Source organism: Rhodococcus (subgen. Prescottella) equi, assembly GCF_003013675.1.
Lineage (GTDB): Bacteria > Actinomycetota > Actinomycetes > Mycobacteriales > Mycobacteriaceae > Prescottella > Prescottella equi.
The window spans coordinates 2,387,631-2,403,769 of record NZ_CP027793.1 but is presented as its reverse complement, the minus strand read 5'-3'; the positions used below and the strand labels follow the sequence as shown (position 1 = coordinate 2,403,769).

The window sequence follows — 16,139 nt, the reverse complement described above, 5'->3', positions numbered from 1 at the left end:
TGAGGGTGTGCCCCCGGATGAGGGGCGAACCCATGTTATCGGCACGGCCCGAAGCCACGTGGATCCGTCCCGCGGCCGGGTCACGCGAGTGCTACAGCGGACTCTCCAGCCACGGCTGCTCGAGCCCGACCCAGCCTCCGACCAACCCGAACGTTCCCAGGATCCACAAGGTCGCCAGTACTACGGCGGTGGTGAACAGCAGCCCGAGGAACTTGACGAAGGCGGACTGCTCCGAGAACCAGATCATGAATCGGTCGTAGCGGGCGCGGGCCCAGTGCAGGAGCCGGTACGCCCAGGCGAACTCGGAGGCGAGGATCCCCAGGCCGGCGAACACGATCAGCCACCCCGGTCCGGGATAGGGAATCGTGACGATGCCGACGGCGAGGACGAGCGCGCCGACGACACCGACGCCGATCCGATAGGCGAGGTTCAGTGAGGTGTTCCGCGCGATTCGCCGGCGCCAGCGTAACCAGCGATTCTCGACCCGCTCGATCGGATGGAATCCGTCGCGCTCGGAGGACTCCACCGGCCCGCCTCCGTCCGCGGGCTTGCTCACCGCCTGACCGTCCATGATCCGCACCCACCGTCGCGTCGCCGTCCCTACCGGCTCGCACACCGGTGTATGTCGAGCGTACCGACGCGCACATACCCGCCGGAATGTCGATTCGGGAGAAGTGGACCTCCAGTGGAACCCCATCCGCGATAGTGAGCCGATGCCGACGTTCAAGACCCAACACACAATCGCGACAGTTGCCGCTGCCGGCTTCCTCCTCGCTCTCACTGGTTGCGCCTCGGGGCAGTCCGATTCTCCGGGCACCCAACCGACTGGGATCAGCTCCCAGGGCACCGGCACGATCACGGGAACACCCGACACGTTGACGGTGGTGCTGGGAGTACAGACCCAGGCCGCCGAGGCGCAGGCCGCGCTGCAGGACAACTCGCAGCGGGCCACTGCCCTGATCGACACGCTCGAGAGCAAGGGTGTGGCCGCCGAGGACATCAGGACCAGCGAGCTGTCGGTGAGCCCGACGTGGGCGCCGGGTGGAGCCGGTATCGACGGGTATCAGGTCACCAACCAGGTGACCGCCACCCTGCACGACGTCTCCCAGGCCGGTGCGGTCATCGACGCGGCCGCCTCTGCCACCGGTGACGCCGTTCGGGTACAGCAGACGAGCTTCTCCATCTCCGACGACAGCGAATTGCGCGCCGAGGCACGCAGTCGAGCCGTACAACAGGCCCAGGACCAGGCTCGGCAGATGGCGGAGGCGGCCGGAGTGGAACTCGGGAAGGTCCGCTCGATCGTCGAGGTGCCGCTGCAGGCGGCAGGATCACCGTCTCCTTACATGCGCACACCCGACATGGCGCTTGCGGACGCCGTGCCGATCCAGCCGGGCTCGCAGGAGCTGAGCGTGAACGTCGCGGTCACATACGACATCCGCTGATCCCCCGGCACGCCCGCACGCCCGCACGACCGCGGGCTGCGAAAATGCAGAAAAGCCCCGTCCGGATTCCGGACGGGGCTTTTCGGTGTGGTCCCGGCTGGGATCGAACCAGCGACCTCCCCGGTGTGAACGGGACGCTCTTCCACTGAGCCACGGGACCGAACCGCGCCGAATGCTCGCGGTCGAACGAGACGAAACACTAACACGCACTCGCGCCGAACACGAATCCCCTGGTTGTCATTCATTTCGGCCCCGCCGAACGCGCCTCGACTCGCCCGACCGGGCACCCGGCCGGCAGCTTCGCGCACGCGCTCGCGCACGTGTATGCGTGCGGGGGCCAGCAAGCTTGGGCACACTTGCCGGGCGGCGACCGACCCCACGTCGGCCACGAAATCACCGACTACGGATACATCGGGCCATGGATGACGGATTTCGAGACGACCAGTCCGTTATCGCGCAGTTTCGCCGGTCCACCACCCTCCCGAAAGCTGCCCTCGAACCCCCGTTTTCTACTCTGACCTGCCGATTTGTGCCTTTCTCAAATGGTCCGCTAATGTTCTCACCGCACCGGGAAAGCGGAAACGCCGAACCGGAGCTGCACCGGAGAGGCCGAAACGCCCCGCCGGAGCGAAATGCGGATGTAGCGCAGCTGGTAGCGCATCACCTTGCCAAGGTGAGGGTCGCGGGTTCGAATCCCGTCATCCGCTCGAGAGGTTGGACTCGACCTTTTATGGTGGAGTGGCCGAGTGGTGAGGCAACGGCCTGCAAAGCCGTGCACACGGGTTCGATTCCCGTCTCCACCTCGCGCGATTAGCTCAGCGGGAGAGCGCTTCCCTGACACGGAAGAGGTCACTGGTTCAATCCCAGTATCGCGCACCAAGTTTCGAGGCAGTATGCTGCTGACAGACTTGAGTGAAACAACATGCGGATGTAGCGCAGCTGGTAGCGCATCACCTTGCCAAGGTGAGGGTCGCGGGTTCGAATCCCGTCATCCGCTCCAAGATCGGCCTCGTGCCGGTCCGGAGACTCCGATCCTTCGGAGTGTTCGATCAAGACCCGCGCGATTAGCTCAGCGGGAGAGCGCTTCCCTGACACGGAAGAGGTCACTGGTTCAATCCCAGTATCGCGCACCACCCGAAAAGAGGCACCTCGCGACGAGGTGCCTCTTTTCGTATCCGGGTCCCGGATGCCGGTTGAGTCCGACTCGAACATGAGGAATCCCTCAGGTATCGTCGAACGTGCCATCCCCCGATGGTGCGGAGCCCCAGCCATGACCCCCCATCCACGGCTGGGGCTCGTTCACACTCGAAACACCTTCGGGCGTCAGGCGCCCTTCCGCGCCGCCAGCATCGACTGGAACCAGCGGTACGAATCCTTCGGCATCCGCGCCAGTGTGTCGTAGTCCACGTGCACCAGGCCGAACCGCTCGCGGTATCCGGCGGCCCACTCGAAGTTGTCGAGGATCGACCATACGAAATAGCCGCGGACGTCGACCCCGGCGTCCATCGCTGCGCGGACCGCGGTGAGATGGTCGGCGTGATAGGCGATGCGGCGCTCGTCCCGGACGCGGCCCGCCGCGTCCGGGTCCGGATCGTGGAACGAGCATCCACTCTCGGTGATGTACACGGGAGGAAGGGACGCGCCGAACCGGTCCCGGAAGATCGTCAGGATCTCCGTGAGCCCTTCGGGGACGATCGGCCAGCCGAAATCGGTTCGCGGGTAACCGTCGAGTGCGACCGGCGCGAACGGCATGCCCGGCGGCAGGTCCACCTCGAGCACGCCCTCGGAGCCTTCGCCCTCGCGCGGGGCGGCGATCAGTGTCGGCTCGTAGTAATTGATCCCGAACCAGTCCAGCGGTTGCGCGATGACCGCGAGGTCGTCGTCGACCGGTCCGGTGAGCAGCGCGGCGAGTTCGTCCGCGGGGTACTTGCCGAGAAGCACCGGGTCGGCGAACGTCCAGTTGACGATGTGGTCGTAGACGTCCGCCGCCTCGACGTCCGCATCGGCGTCGGTCGCGGCGTGCACCGGCGCATGATTCGATGCGATCCCGATGTTCGTGCAGCCTGCGGAGCGGAGCGCCTGCACCGACAATCCGTGTCCGAGCAGTTGGTGGTGCGCGGCCTGCAGTGCCCCGAATCCGAGTTCGAGTCCCGGTGCGTGAACCCCGAGCGCGTGCCCGTAGAGGGTGTGGACCACGGGTTCGTTGAGCGGCATCCACATTCCCACCCGGTCGCCGAGCCGCTCCCCCACCACCGCCGCGTACTCAGCGAGCCGATGCGCGGTCTCCCGGTTCAGCCAGCCGCCGTCGTCCTGCAGCGCCTGCGGGAGATCCCAGTGGAACAGAGTGACCGCCGGAGTGATGCCGGCAGTGCACAACTCGTCGATCAGGCGGTCGTAGAAGTCGAGTCCGGCCACGTTGACAGCACCCTTGCCGTGGGGCTGGATCCGCGGCCACGCCACCGACAATCGGTACGAGTCCACGCCGAGGTCACGCATGAGCGAGACGTCCTCGCGGTACCGGTGATAGTGGTCGATCGCGACGTCGCCGGTTTCACCTCGGACGATTTTCCCGGGGATCGAACAGAACTCGTCCCAGATCGACCGGCCTCTGCCGTCCTCGGCGACCGCCCCCTCGACCTGATAGGCCGCCGCCGCGACACCGAAAACGAAGTCGTGGGGGAACTCTGGAATCGAATGCTCTGCCGCCATGATGAGCAGTGAAGCAGAGAACGCCACGAAACGGAGCTGATTGTTGGACACTCGTTCAGTGATTCGAAACACGAAAACCCTTAGTGGTGCGCGCGTCTCGACGGCTGTCGCGTTCGGCTTACAGGGGTTCCTGCTGGCGGTGCTCCTCACCCAGCTTCCACAGTTCAAGGACGATCTCGGATTCAGCGACTCCCTCGTCGCTGCCACCGTCGTCGGAATTTCGATCGTCGCCGGTGTGGGCAGTGTTTTCGCCGAACAACTCGCGAAGGCCACGTCGAGCCGGACCACGCTGCGCACCGGGTTGTTCGTCATCGCGGTCGGCGCGGCTGTCATCGCGCTCGCGACGTCGACGCCGGCATTCCTCGCCGCGTTCGCGTTGTACGGGATCGGGCTGGGCATCGTCGACGCGGCCGCAAACATGCAGGCGGTGTCGATCCAGCACGCCTACGGCCGGGTGATCCTCTCGTCGTTCCATGCCTCGTGGAGTGTCGGTGCGATCATCGGCGCCGGCTATGTCGCAGCGTGCTCGGCGCTCGACCTGTCGGTCGAGCTGTCGGTTCTGGTCGCGGCGGCCGCGGTGGCGGCGCTCTGCGCGGGGATCGGGCCGCGCCTGCTGCGCACCGGGCACGAGCGCGCTGCAACGTCGGTGACCGCTCCACTGACGGTGCCGCTGCGCCCGTTCCTCGCGCTCGGCGTCGCCATGATGCTCTTCTATGCCATCGACTTCGGCATCGGCACCTACTCGCCGCTGTACCTCAAGGAGGTCCTGCTCTCCGACGCCGGGACTGCGGCCCTCGCGATGGGCGCCTACCAGGTGACCGCGCTGATCTCGCGTCTCACCGGCGACCACTGGGTGCGCCGGTTCGGTGAGATCGCGGTCGTCCGGGTCGGTGCCGCGATCAGTGTGGCGGGTCTGCTCATCGCGGTCCTGGCACCCTCCCCCGCGGTCGCCATCGCCGGATTCTTCATCGTCGGCCTCGGCGCCCCCGTGATCGCTCCGCTCAGCTTCAGTGCTGCGGGGCGACTGGCGCCACCGGATCAGACCGACGCCGTGATCGCACGGATCAACCTGTTCAACTACGCGGGCACGGTGATCGCCGGTGGTGTGATCGGCGGCATCGCGGCGCTGTCCGACCTCCGGATCGGATTCGTCGCTCCTCTGCTGTTCGCGGTGGTGTTGTTCCTGCTCGCGCCCGCTTTCGCGCCCACCCGGGCACGATCCGGGGACGCCGAGAGCGAGTCCGCTCCCACCGGCGCGTGACCGGGGCCGTCCCGGAAAGTGGTGTACTTACCGGGACGGACCCGACGTACGCGAGGTGAGGCTGTGACGATTTCCGTGGACCGTGCCGGACTGTGGGACGCCGAGGCACTCGCCGACGTCGCCGCGGTGACCTTCCCGCTCGCGTGCCCCCCGCATGCCACCAAGGAAGACATTGCCGCTTTCATCGACGAGGTGCTCTCCGCCGAGAAGTTCAGCGAGTACCTGACCGATCCGACGCGCACGGTGCTCAAGGCGACCACGGGCGGGGAAATCGTCGGCTACGTGATGCTGGTCGACGGAACACCCGAGGACGACGACATCCGGGCGGCGCTGTCGCTGCTCCCGACGACGGAGATCAGCAAGCTGTACGTGCTGCCGGACCGGCACGGATCGGGTGTGTCGGCGGCACTGATGGACGCCGCGGTCGATCATGCCCGCAACGCGAACTGCGCCGGCGTGTGGCTCGGCGTCAACCAGGAGAACGAGCGGGCGCAGCGGTTCTACGTCAAGAACGGCTTCGAGAAGGTCGGAACCAAGACGTTTCGGGTGGGCGCCCAGACCCACCACGACTTCGTGATGCAGCGCAGCCTCTGAACGGCGCACTGCATCACGAAGGTTCGTTCTAGGCGGCGACCTCGAAACGCGAGAGCGCGAGCAGACGCGAGGTCGCGCGCAGGTACTTCTTGCGGTAGCCGCCGGCGACCATCTCGGGCGTGAAGATCTCGTCGAGCTTGGCGCCGGACACCGTCACCGGGATGCTCGCGTCGTACAGACGGTCCGCGAGGACCACCAGGCGCAGCGCGACGGACTGGTCGGCGGCCGGGTGCACTCCCTTGATGAACACCGCGGGCACGCCCTCGACGAGCTTGCCGTAACGCGACGGGTGCAGCGTACTGAGGTGCGCGCACAGCTCGTCGAAGTCGTCGAGCGTGGCGCCCTCGATCGCGTCCGCGCGCTCGAGCAGGTCGGCATCGTCGGTCGGCTCGGGGGCCGGCGGCAGGTCGCGGTGCCGGTAGTCCGGGCCGTCGACGCGGATCGTCTCGAAGATCGAGCCGAGCTTCTTGATCTCACGCAGGAAGTCCTGCGCGGCGAAGCGGCCCTCACCGAGCTGCCCCGGAAGGGTGTTCGACGTCGCGACGATGGAGACGCCGCGCGCGGACAGCTCGGTGAGCAGCCGCGAGACCAGCATCGTGTCGCCCGGATCGTCGAGCTCGAACTCGTCGATGCACAGCACGCTGTGCGAGGACAGTTCCTCGACCGCGCGGTTGAACCCGAGCGCGCCGACGACGTGCGTCAGCTCGACGAACGTTCCGAACGCCTTGGGCGACGGCGAGCTGTGGAAGATCGACGCGAGCAGGTGGGTCTTGCCGACGCCGAACCCGCCGTCGAGGTACAGACCGGCACCGGTGGACGGCGCCTTCTTACCGAACAGCCCACGGCGTCCGCCGCCGCGGATCTTGGCGACCTTGCCGGCGAATTCCTCGGCCTTGCGGACCGCGGCGGCCTGGCTCGGCTCCTTCGGATCCGGGATGTAGGACGCGAAACTGACGTCGTCGAACATCGCCGGCGGCACCATTTGAGCAACCAATTGATCGGCCGGCACCACCGGATTGCGATCGACAAGACGTGCATGCATGCACTGAGCGTATCGACGTGCTGTGATCGAACACGTGCACCGTCTGGATTTTGCGACCTACCTCACACGGGACGAAGGCAACGCCGGGCAGCCGGCGCAGCTGAGCGACGACCACCTCCGTTCACTGTACGGATACCCGGACCGACTCGACAGACCGTGGATCCGCACCAATTTCGTGTCGAGCATCGACGGTGCCGTGACTGTCGACGGCGTCAGCGCCGGACTCGGAACCCCCGCCGACAAGCGCGTCTTCGCGGTGCTGCGCGAGCTCGCGGACGTCGTCGTGGTCGGCGCCGGGACGGTGCGCAGCGAGAACTACGGCGGCGCCCGCACCGATGCCGACTCGGCCGCGCGCCGGGAGCGATCGGGTCTGGCCGCGGTCCCCCCTATCGCGGTGGTCACCGCCAGTGCCCGGCTGGATCCGGCGTCGAGGCTGTTCACCGACACCACCGTCCCGCCGCTGGTCCTGACCTCCGCGGCCGCGGACGCCTCACGCGTGCAGCGCCTGCGGGACGCCGGGGCCGACGTCGAGATCGTCGCGGAACGGGAGATCGGCGGAACGGATGTCGTGGCCGCACTGGGCCTTCGCGGGCTGCGCCGGGTCCTGTGCGAGGGCGGGCCCGGCCTGTTCGGAACCCTGATCGCGGACGGCGTCGTCGACGAGCTGTGCCTGACGACGTCGCCGGTCCTGGTCAGCGGGGCCGCCGGCCGGATCGCGCACTCGTCCATCGCGTCGCCCACCGCGATGTCGCGCGCGCACGTGCTGGCCGACGACGACGGCACGCTGCTGACCCGATGGGTGCGGGCGTGAGAGATCGCCGACCTGGCAGGCTGTCCGGCATGCGGAGAATCGGGATCGTCGCGATCGTCCTGGCCGTGTGCACCGCGTGCGGGGCTGGACCGTCCATCCGCCCGGACGTCGCCGTTGTCGAACGCGACAGCGGGTCGGCTCCGACAACCGCTTCGACGACGGACGCGCCGCCTCTCGCGGCACCGACCCGCGATCTGGCGTGGTCCGACTGCACCGAGGCCACTCTCACACGCCTCGGGCTCGGGGCTGCCCCGGCCGGGCTGGTGCTCGAATGCGGCAGCTACACCGCACCTGTCGACGCCAACGGCCCGGCGTCCGGCTCGATCGAGGTCGGTGCACTACGTGCCCGCCTCGCCGCGACGCCCGCCGACGCCGCACCGCTCGTTCTGACCTCGGGCTCCGACGTCGCGTCGGCGACGACGCTCGCCGCACTCGCGGCCGGTCCCGCATCCACGCTGCTCGAGCGCCATCCGATCGTCGCGGTGGACCGGCGCGGCACCGGGTCCTCGACTCCGATCGACTGTGGGCGCACCTTCGATCGCCGGGCGCTCGCCGACCTCGGGCAGTCTGCCGGCGTCCCCGCGGACGCGGACCGAATCGCGGAGGCGAGTCGTCAGGCCACCACGGCCTGCACCGACACGTTGCAGCCCGCGGAACTCGCGTTCGACACCGTGCATGCCGCCGAGGACCTCGAGCAGCTCCGCCGTACCTGGCAGGTGGACCGGCTGGGGCTGATCGGCACCGGGAACGGGGCGTCGATCGCGTTGGCGTACGCCGCGCGCTACCCCGAGCGGACCGGGCGTCTCGCGCTCGACTCCCCACCCGCAACGACGGCGGATGCGCCCACGGTCGCGGAGCAGCGCGTACAGGGGCAGGAAGCCGCGCTCGCGGCGTTCGCACGCCGCTGCGCCCTCCTGAACTGCTCGCTCGGCCCCGACCCGACCGCGGCCGTGATCGGGCTGCGGGACCAGGCTGCCGCCGGTGATCTGGGGACGGTGTCGGCGAGCGCGTTGCTCGCGACCGTCGCGGCGTTCCTCGGCTCGCCGCGCAGCGATCAACCGGACCGGGTGCGAGAGCTGGCCGACGTCCTCAGCGCCGCGGGACGCGGCGACGTGGCTCCGTTGTCGGGCCTGGTGGCGTCGACGGAGGCCGCGATCGACACCGACGGCCAATTCGTCGCCAGGTGCAGCGACGGCCAGCAGTGGCCCGGGCCCGGCCGTGCCCGCGAACTGCAGACCGAGTGGGGAGCTCGCTACCCCACCTTCGGATCCGACGCGGCCCTCGGACTGTTGCGCTGTTCGGCGTGGCCGACGATGCCGCCACCGGCACTCCCGAGCAGCATCCCGGTCCCGGTGCTGGTGCTGTCCGGCGCCGCGGACCCGGTTGTCGGTGATGCCGGTCTTCCGACCGTGACCGGCTCGCTCACGAGCGCGGGCGCGAAGTGGTCCGGACTCACGTGGGAGGGCTACGGCCACCCGGTGACGACGCACTCCGAGTGCGCACGCCAATTCCTCTCGCGCTACCTCGAATCGGGCGTCCTTCCCCCGAACGCGGGTGTGTGCCCGGCGTGAGCGTGCGGGGTGGCCGACCCCGACAATCACGGCGGCGGTGTACCGTGCCGTAGTGTTCCTTCGACGATTCGAGCCGCGTACGGGCCGCACCACCGCCGAGGTCATCAATTTCGTCATGTGGCCGCTGGCCGTCATGACCGTGATCCACCGGATAGTCGTGAAGGCTGTCAATGGTTCGATCACCGACGACTACGCGCCGGTCTACAACGCAGCGTTGGCGTTCCTCAATCGTCAGGACGTCTACACCGCCAACTTCAACTCGGTGGATCCGCACTATCTGTACCCACCGAGCGGCACCATGCTGCTGGCGCCCATCGCGATTCTCGATCCCGAAAAGTCCCGCTGGCTGTTCATCCTGGCCAACGCGATCGCCGTGATCATCGCGCTGTTCGTGCTGTTGAAGATGTTCGACCTCGCATGGAACTCGATCGCGGCGCCGATCCTCATCTTCGCGGCCTTCTCCACGGAGACCGTGTCGAACACCCTGATCTTCTCGAACATCAACGGCCTGATCCTGCTCGCCGAGGTGGCCTTCCTGGCGCTGCTGCTGCGCCGCCGTGACCTGTGGGCCGGGACAGCGATCGGTCTGACCTTCGCGATCAAGCCGATCCTCGCGCCTCTGCTGCTACTGCCGCTGGTGCGAGGCCAATGGAAGGTGTTCGTCACCGCAGTCGGTATCCCCCTGGTCCTCATGGCGGTGGCCTGGCCACTGGCCGCGGACCCGATGGCCTTCATCGACCACACGTTCCCGTACCTGATGGAGTCGCGCGACTACTTCAACAGCGCGATCGTCGGCAACGGCACTTACTTCGGCCTCCCTGTCGCCATGATCTGGGCGCTGCGGATCGCGTTCGCGGCGATGGGCGCGGTGTCGCTGTGGCTGCTCTACCGCTACTACCGCCACGACGAGCTGTTCTTCGTCACCACGACGGCCGGCCTGTTGATGGTGGGCTCGTTCCTGCTGCTGTCGCTGGGGCAGATGTACTACTCGATGCTGCTGTTCCCGCTGCTGATGACCGTGGTGCTTCGCAACAGCGTGATGCGGAACTGGCCGGCGTGGCTGGCCGCCTACGGGTTCCTCAGCGCCGACACCTGGTTCTCGAGTCGGTTCGTCGAGGAAGGCCGGGCCGTCGAGTACCTCAAGCCCACGTACGGCTGGAGCCTGCTGCTCATCGTGATCTTCTGCGTCCTGGTCAATCGCTACCTCACCGCGAAGCGCGAGGGTCGCCTCGACAAGGGAATCGACCCCGACTTCCTGGTCGAAACCGACGGCCGCGCCGACTCGACGGTGCCCGCGAAGGTCTGAGTCGCCGGGCCGGACGTATTAGCGTGGTGGCATGAGTTCCACACAGGATTCCGGCCTGCCCGAACCGAAGTTCCGTCGCAACGACGGAGAGTGGCGTGCGCAACTCACGCCCGAGGAGTACCGCGTGCTTCGTCAGGCGGGCACCGAACCGCCGCACGTCGGCGAGTACACCGACACCAAGACCGAGGGCGTCTACAACTGTCGCGCGTGCGGAGCAGAGCTGTTCCGCAGCACCGAGAAGTTCGACTCGCACTGCGGCTGGCCTTCGTTCTTCGACCCGGCCGACTCGGACGCAGTGATCCTGCGTGCCGACGACTCACTCGGCATGCACCGCGTCGAGGTGCTGTGCAGCAACTGCCACAGCCACCTCGGTCACGTCTTCGAGGGCGAGGGTTACCCCACCCCCACCGACCAGCGGTACTGCATCAACAGCATCTCGCTCACGCTGCAGCCGACCGAGCCGAACGGTTAGTCTCCCGCGCGAACATTGACGCCCCGCGCGCGTTACTGCGCGCGCGGGGCGTCGTTCTGCGCGCGGAATCACCATCCTCACAACACGGTCGCGATTCAGTAACTTGCTCACCAAGATAGTGCTAGCTTGCTCTACATGAGTCCGTCGGTCGAACGCCGCAGCCTGATCCTGCGGGGAGTGCTCGACCTCTGCCTGCTCTCGCTGCTCCGGGAACAGCCCGTCTACGGATACGAACTCACCGAACGACTGGCCGAGCGAGATTTGCTGGTCGCGGGAGGTTCCTCGTACCCACTCCTCGCGCGCCTCGAGAAGGCCGGGCTTGTCGAATCCGAGAGCCGCAGATCGGAATCGGGGCCACCGCGGAAGTACTACTCGCTGACGGCGCTCGGACAGAGCGCCCTCGAGGAAGGCACTTCCGAATGGTCGTCGGTGGCCAGAAGCGTCACCGCGCTGTTGACGCCGACCGCGGAAACCACATCAGGGGAGGAAACAGCATGAGCGAGAACAGCTTGGAGCACACGGAAGTACCACAGGACACTGCTCGGTCGACGCTTCGCGAAGCTGAACGCATCTGGCGCCGCGCTGCGGTGCGCCCCTCGGACCGCCGTGCACTGCTCGCGGAGCTGTCGGACGAACTCGCCGCGGCCGGCGCGGACGGTCTGACCCCCAGCGCAATAGTGGGTGACGATTCCGAAGACACGTTGCGGGCGTGGGCTGACGAGCGGGGACTCTCCGGCCGTGCCCTGCGACTGGGCATCGTCGTCCCGGTCGGCCTCCTGGGCGTCGCCGGCGGCTTCGCGCTACTGCTGCCGATCCTCGTCATCGGCTTCTCGCCGGATACCGTCACGATCGAGCCCATGGAACTCATTTTCGGGCTGTACGCGATGACTGGACTGCTCGCGTACCTGCTCGCAGTCACGGGCACGTTCGCGGCTCTGCGCCAAGCCGGAGACCCCCGCTCGGGAAGCACCGCCCGGTGGCTTGCTGCCACCCTGCCCGCCGGCGCCGCGGTGGCGACCGCAGTGGGCGTCGGGGTCGCGCGCATTCTCGGTTTCACTACCGAACCGGAGACCTTCGTCGCAGTCATCGCGGCCGTCTGCGTGGTACTCGCCGCGACCGCTGCCGTGGCCCGCTACCTGGCCACACGCCCCCGAGCGGCGAGCGAGTTCAGCACCGCGGCAGCCTGATCCGCACCGTCGACGGTGACGGTGAACTTGGAGCCGTCGCCGCGGGTGACGCGCAGCGCCTCGCCGGGGCGCACGAGGAGCCCGACGCCGTCGGGGCCGACCCGGTAGCCGATGCCGCCATACCGGTTGATCAACCCGATGTGCACGGTGTCGGCGCGAGCGATCTCGTCGAGCGGAATCCGGCGGCGGCCTCCGGTGAGGACATAGCGCGTCTCGAGCCCGCGGTCGTCGACCACGACATGCACCGGTGCGAGGGTCAGGCCCATCAGGAGCGCACCGACGACCGCCGCGATCAGCAGCATCGGCACCGCGCCCTCGGATGTCACCCAGATGACGGACACGACGATGACGAGCGGCACCAAGGCGAGCACGACGGCCAGCCAGCGCGGCATCGTCGCCGTGCCCGTCCACACCACCTTCTCGGTGTCCGCCAGATCGAGGCGGGACGCATCCGCGGGCGGCACCGCCGCAGCCGACGCCGATGGGGGCCGACCGACCAGTACCGTCCCGACGAAGGCCGCGACGACGCCCACCAGGGCGGCGACCGCGAGCCACCCTCCGCCGAAGGACGCGGCAGTCGCGTCGTCCAATCCCCGCTGCCCGGCGAGGAGTCCGGCCGGGAGAATCGCGACGGCGGCGCCCACTCCCGAGGCGGTCGCGGCACCCATGCGAGCAGCCCGGACGTCCCGCCGGGTGAGCAGGAGGAGGATGCCGCCGAGGATCACCGCGAAGGCGAGCCCGAGCAGCGGCGACCACAGCGCCGCCGCCCGGGACGCGAAGCCGTCGGCGTCTCCACCGGGCCCGAAGTGGACCGCGACCGGGTCGGGCAGATCGTCCGACCAGCCGGCCAGCACGCCCACGGCCGTCGCGGTCGCCACGACAGGCGCGAGCAATGCACCCGAAAGACCGCGAACCCACGAAACCTTCTGCGCCTGAATCGAGTCGGTCATGCCATCTCCTTCTTCACCAGATCCAGCAGGTCGGCTGCACTCATTCCGTGACGCTTCGCCTCCGTGACCAGCCCGCGCACCGCGTCCAGCAGCCGACTCCGGGCCGGCGCTTCCGCGGCCACCACGGCGCCGCGTCCGCGCCGCAGTTCGATCAGTCCCTCGTCGCGCAACTGTTGATATCCGCGGAGCACGGTGTGGACGTTCACGTCCAGCGACGCCGCGAGATCGCGGGCTGCGGGCAGCCGCTCCCCCGCCGCGACGGAACCGTCGGCGATCGCGCCGCGCACACACGCGGCGAACTGCTCGTACAGCGGTACGGCGGACGACTGATCGATACGGATGAGCACACACTCACCATATTGTTCTAGTTCAAATAGAACAAGTCAGAGTGGTGGTTCGAATGCCTTGATCGGCGGAAGCGCGCCGTCGAAACGCTCCACCTCGACGAGCACGTGCTGCCCGGTACACCCGTGGGCCAGGCGCGAGCTGCCCACGTCGGCGGTGAGGACGTTGGGGTTGCCGTGCACGCACATCGAGTTCGGATCGGACGGATCCAGCGGGTCGTACCAGGCGCCGGTGGACAACTGCACCACTCCGCGCCGGACCCCGTCGTCGAGCACGACACCGGCGAGACAGGCTCCGCGGTCGTTGAACACGCGGACCACCTCCCCCGCCGCGAGCCCACGGTCCGCGGCGTCCGCCGGGTGCAGCCGAATCGGTTCGCGGCCCCGAATCTTCGACGCCTGGCTGGTGCCGCCGTGGTCGAGCTGCCCGTGCAGGCGGGTCCGCGGCTGGTTCGCGATGAGGTGCAACGGGAACCGCTGCGCGCGTGGCCCGCCCAACCACTCGTCGGGCTCGAACCAGCGCGGGTGGCCGGCGCAGTCGTCGTAGCCGAAACCGTCGATGTCGGCGGAGAAGATCTCGATCCGCCCGCTCGGGGTGGTGAGCGGGTTGCGCTCCGGGTCGTCGCGGAAATCGGAGAACAGCGAAAGCCCGTCCTCGGTGCGCATCCGCACGAACCCACGACGCCAGAACTCGTCGAACGCAGGCGCCTCCACGTGCGCCGGGTCCGTGAGCACGAAGCCACGCCACTGCTCGTACAGATGCTCGATCCACTGCTGCGCGGTGCGGCCCTCGGTGAACCGCTCACCGAAGCCCAGTCGATGCGCGAGCGCCGCGAACGTGTCGTAGTCGTCGCGGGCATCGGCGTACCGGGGAACCGCCGCGTGCATCGCGACCAGCAGCGGATCGTTGCGGGTGCAGGCGAGATCGTTGCGTTCGAGCGACGTGGTCGACGGGACCACGATGTCGGCGTGCCGGGCCATCGGCGTCCAGTACGGCTCGTGTACGACGATCGTGTCCGGTCGCGCCAGCGCACGGCGCAACCGAGCGAGGTCCTGGTGATGGTGGAACGGATTGCCGCCGGCCCAGTACACGAGGCGGGTGTCCGGGAAGGTGAGGCGTCGCCCGTCGAAGTCGAACTCCTCGCCCGGGTGCAGGAGCAGATCCGCGATCGCAGCCACCGGAATGAAGTCCTGCACCGGATTGCTGCCCTGGAAGAGCGTCGGCAGCGGATACGGCACCGGGGCGAGTCCGGGCTCGTTCATCGACCCGTAGCCGTGTCCGAATCCGCCTCCAGGAAGCCCGATCTGGCCGAGCATCGCGGCGAGTGTCACTCCCATCCACGGCGCCTGCTCGCCGTACCGCACCCGCTGCAGCGACCACGTGACCGTCAACATCGTCCGGCCCGCGGCCATCCGGCGTGCCAGCGTCCTGATCTGCTCGGCGGGCACCCCGGACAGCGCCGACGCCCACTCCGGCGTCTTCGGGACGCCGTCGTCGACACCGAGCAGGTAGCTCTCGAACCGGTCGTAGCCGACGCAGTACCGCGCGAGGAAATCCTTGTCGTGCAAGCCTTCCGACGCGAGCACATGGGCGAGGCCCAGCATGATCGGGACATCGGTTCCGGGCACCGGTGCGATCCAGTCGCACCGGCCGTGCAGGTCGTCCCGCAGCGGGCTGATCGACACCACCTCGGCGCCGCGATCCCGCAACCGGTCGAGGGCACCGCGGGTCGGATGTTCGCTGGTGCCACCGCCATTGACGGCCGTGTTCTTGAGCGGCACGCCACCGAAGCACACCATCAGATCGGTGTTGGCGGCGATGACGTCCCAATTGGTGGAGCGGGCGAACAGCTTCCAGTGCGTGCCCACCACGCGCGGCATGATGACGCCGGTCGCACCGAGGGAATAGGTGTGTACCGAGCGGGTGTAGCCGCCGAGCATGTTGAGGAACCGGTGCACCTGGCTCTGCGCGTGGTGGAAACGGCCGGCGCTGGCCCAGCCGTAGGAACCGCCGAAGATCGCCCGGTTGCCGTGCCGGTCGACGATGCGACGCAATTCGCGCGCCAGCAGTTCCGTCAGCTCGTCCCACGACACGGCCACGAACTCGTCGGCGCCGCGAACCTCGGACGGGCCGGGACCCGACTCGAGCCAGCCCCGCCGAACCGCCGGCCCGGTGATGCGGGCGCGGTGCCGCACCGACCCCGGCAGGTTACCCAGGATCGGGGACGGATCGGCGTCGCCCGCATACGGGTGCACGGCGCTCACGTCGCCGTCCACGGACTCGACATCGAACATGCCCCAGTGCGCCATGTGCTGGTACCGCGCCGCCGAACTCACGGGCCTCAGTATGTCAGCGGCAACCAGGGCACGAGGAAGACGCCGTACTTCGTCGTGCGCCACCACACCGCCCCGAATGCGACAACACCCCGCACCTGTCCGGTGCGGGGTGT

The 16,139-nt window shown here is 68.3% G+C and carries 15 protein-coding genes and 6 tRNA genes; 14 read left to right on the top strand and 7 right to left on the bottom strand.

What is annotated here, in order from left to right; all coding sequences use genetic code 11:
* Window positions 1-91: 91 nt before the first annotated feature.
* Window positions 92-580: a TIGR02611 family protein gene (locus tag C7H75_RS11375; protein WP_064058776.1), complete on the bottom strand. Its 489-nt coding sequence runs from the start codon at window positions 578-580 to the stop codon at window positions 92-94.
* A 133-nt stretch (window positions 581-713) separates the two neighbouring features.
* On the opposite strand from C7H75_RS11375, the gene C7H75_RS11370 reads away from it, so the two are divergent.
* On the top strand, window positions 714-1,442 hold the full coding sequence (locus C7H75_RS11370; RefSeq protein ID WP_106852006.1) for an SIMPL domain-containing protein: 729 nt from the start codon (window positions 714-716) through the stop codon (window positions 1,440-1,442).
* A gap of 88 nt (window positions 1,443-1,530) precedes the next feature.
* On the opposite strand, the gene C7H75_RS11365 is transcribed toward C7H75_RS11370, so the two are convergent.
* Window positions 1,531-1,602, bottom strand: a tRNA-Val gene (locus C7H75_RS11365).
* A gap of 474 nt (window positions 1,603-2,076) precedes the next feature.
* Here C7H75_RS11365 and C7H75_RS11360 point away from each other — a divergent pair.
* The 5 genes from C7H75_RS11360 (at window position 2,077) to C7H75_RS11340 (ending at window position 2,575) form a co-directional block, all read left to right on the top strand.
* A tRNA-Gly gene (locus C7H75_RS11360) sits at window positions 2,077-2,149 on the top strand.
* 25 nt (window positions 2,150-2,174) lie between these two features.
* A tRNA-Cys gene (locus tag C7H75_RS11355) sits at window positions 2,175-2,245 on the top strand.
* A gap of 1 nt (window position 2,246) precedes the next feature.
* Window positions 2,247-2,321: transfer RNA gene (locus tag C7H75_RS11350), tRNA-Val, on the top strand.
* A gap of 45 nt (window positions 2,322-2,366) precedes the next feature.
* Window positions 2,367-2,442, top strand: a tRNA-Gly gene (locus tag C7H75_RS11345).
* A 58-nt stretch (window positions 2,443-2,500) separates the two neighbouring features.
* Window positions 2,501-2,575 (top strand) — tRNA-Val (locus tag C7H75_RS11340).
* 190 nt (window positions 2,576-2,765) lie between these two features.
* Here the strand turns inward: C7H75_RS11340 and C7H75_RS11335 are convergent.
* Complete coding sequence (locus C7H75_RS11335; protein ID WP_084968777.1) at window positions 2,766-4,151, bottom strand: GH1 family beta-glucosidase; 1,386 nt, start codon at window positions 4,149-4,151, stop codon at window positions 2,766-2,768.
* 58 nt (window positions 4,152-4,209) lie between these two features.
* Here C7H75_RS11335 and C7H75_RS11330 point away from each other — a divergent pair, with 58 nt between their 5' ends.
* Window positions 4,210-5,412 (top strand): MFS transporter, encoded by a 1,203-nt coding sequence (locus tag C7H75_RS11330; RefSeq protein WP_106851361.1) that lies wholly within the window; start codon window positions 4,210-4,212, stop codon window positions 5,410-5,412.
* Window positions 5,413-5,475: 63 nt separating this feature from the next.
* Window positions 5,476-6,006: a GNAT family N-acetyltransferase gene (locus C7H75_RS11325; protein WP_013415844.1), complete on the top strand. Its 531-nt coding sequence runs from the start codon at window positions 5,476-5,478 to the stop codon at window positions 6,004-6,006.
* 28 nt (window positions 6,007-6,034) lie between these two features.
* Here C7H75_RS11325 and zapE read toward each other — a convergent pair whose 3' ends face one another.
* Window positions 6,035-7,048, bottom strand: a complete 1,014-nt coding sequence (zapE, locus tag C7H75_RS11320) for a cell division protein ZapE (RefSeq protein WP_013415843.1) — start codon at window positions 7,046-7,048, stop codon at window positions 6,035-6,037.
* Window positions 7,049-7,070: 22 nt separating this feature from the next.
* Here zapE and C7H75_RS11315 point away from each other — a divergent pair, with 22 nt between their 5' ends.
* The 6 genes from C7H75_RS11315 to C7H75_RS11290 all read left to right on the top strand — a co-directional run bounded on the left by C7H75_RS11315 (window position 7,071) and on the right by C7H75_RS11290 (window position 12,395).
* Window positions 7,071-7,859 (top strand): pyrimidine reductase family protein, encoded by a 789-nt coding sequence (locus C7H75_RS11315; RefSeq protein WP_022595596.1) that lies wholly within the window; start codon window positions 7,071-7,073, stop codon window positions 7,857-7,859.
* A gap of 29 nt (window positions 7,860-7,888) precedes the next feature.
* Complete coding sequence (locus C7H75_RS11310; RefSeq protein WP_106851360.1) at window positions 7,889-9,430, top strand: alpha/beta hydrolase; 1,542 nt, start codon at window positions 7,889-7,891, stop codon at window positions 9,428-9,430.
* A gap of 52 nt (window positions 9,431-9,482) precedes the next feature.
* On the top strand, window positions 9,483-10,736 hold the full coding sequence (locus C7H75_RS11305; RefSeq protein WP_005513564.1) for a glycosyltransferase family 87 protein: 1,254 nt from the start codon (window positions 9,483-9,485) through the stop codon (window positions 10,734-10,736).
* Between the two features lie 31 nt (window positions 10,737-10,767).
* Window positions 10,768-11,208, top strand: coding sequence for a peptide-methionine (R)-S-oxide reductase MsrB (msrB, locus tag C7H75_RS11300; RefSeq protein WP_005513566.1), 441 nt, complete (start codon window positions 10,768-10,770; stop codon window positions 11,206-11,208).
* Between the two features lie 135 nt (window positions 11,209-11,343).
* Window positions 11,344-11,706: a PadR family transcriptional regulator gene (locus C7H75_RS11295; protein WP_022595593.1), complete on the top strand. Its 363-nt coding sequence runs from the start codon at window positions 11,344-11,346 to the stop codon at window positions 11,704-11,706.
* A complete protein-coding gene (locus C7H75_RS11290) occupies window positions 11,703-12,395 on the top strand; it encodes a hypothetical protein (RefSeq protein WP_005513570.1) in 693 nt (230 codons plus the stop codon). The genes C7H75_RS11295 and C7H75_RS11290 overlap by 4 nt, the downstream gene beginning before the upstream one ends.
* Here the strand turns inward: C7H75_RS11290 and C7H75_RS11285 are convergent.
* From C7H75_RS11285 to C7H75_RS11275, 3 genes are read right to left on the bottom strand one after another with little or no spacing between them, the layout of a single operon-like run.
* On the bottom strand, window positions 12,341-13,345 hold the full coding sequence (locus C7H75_RS11285; RefSeq protein WP_064059790.1) for a DUF1648 domain-containing protein: 1,005 nt from the start codon (window positions 13,343-13,345) through the stop codon (window positions 12,341-12,343). The genes C7H75_RS11290 and C7H75_RS11285 overlap by 55 nt on opposite strands.
* Complete coding sequence (locus tag C7H75_RS11280; RefSeq protein ID WP_005513574.1) at window positions 13,342-13,692, bottom strand: GntR family transcriptional regulator; 351 nt, start codon at window positions 13,690-13,692, stop codon at window positions 13,342-13,344. Before C7H75_RS11280 ends, C7H75_RS11285 begins: the two co-directional genes overlap by 4 nt.
* Before the next feature lie 36 nt (window positions 13,693-13,728).
* Window positions 13,729-15,999: a molybdopterin guanine dinucleotide-containing S/N-oxide reductase gene (locus C7H75_RS11275; RefSeq protein WP_084923986.1), complete on the bottom strand. Its 2,271-nt coding sequence runs from the start codon at window positions 15,997-15,999 to the stop codon at window positions 13,729-13,731.
* Window positions 16,000-16,139 lie beyond the last annotated feature (140 nt).

Coding starts and splice junctions, on each gene's coding strand:
- C7H75_RS11370 (WP_106852006.1), top strand. CDS start 714: ATGCCGACGTTCAAGACCCAACACACAATCGCGACAGTTGCCGCTGCC.
- C7H75_RS11335 (WP_084968777.1), bottom strand. CDS start 4,151: ATGGCGGCAGAGCATTCGATTCCAGAGTTCCCCCACGACTTCGTTTTC.
- zapE (WP_013415843.1), bottom strand. CDS start 7,048: ATGCATGCACGTCTTGTCGATCGCAATCCGGTGGTGCCGGCCGATCAA.
- C7H75_RS11310 (WP_106851360.1), top strand. CDS start 7,889: ATGCGGAGAATCGGGATCGTCGCGATCGTCCTGGCCGTGTGCACCGCG.
- msrB (WP_005513566.1), top strand. CDS start 10,768: ATGAGTTCCACACAGGATTCCGGCCTGCCCGAACCGAAGTTCCGTCGC.
- C7H75_RS11295 (WP_022595593.1), top strand. CDS start 11,344: ATGAGTCCGTCGGTCGAACGCCGCAGCCTGATCCTGCGGGGAGTGCTC.
- C7H75_RS11290 (WP_005513570.1), top strand. CDS start 11,703: ATGAGCGAGAACAGCTTGGAGCACACGGAAGTACCACAGGACACTGCT.
- C7H75_RS11285 (WP_064059790.1), bottom strand. CDS start 13,345: ATGACCGACTCGATTCAGGCGCAGAAGGTTTCGTGGGTTCGCGGTCTT.
- C7H75_RS11275 (WP_084923986.1), bottom strand. CDS start 15,999: ATGGCGCACTGGGGCATGTTCGATGTCGAGTCCGTGGACGGCGACGTG.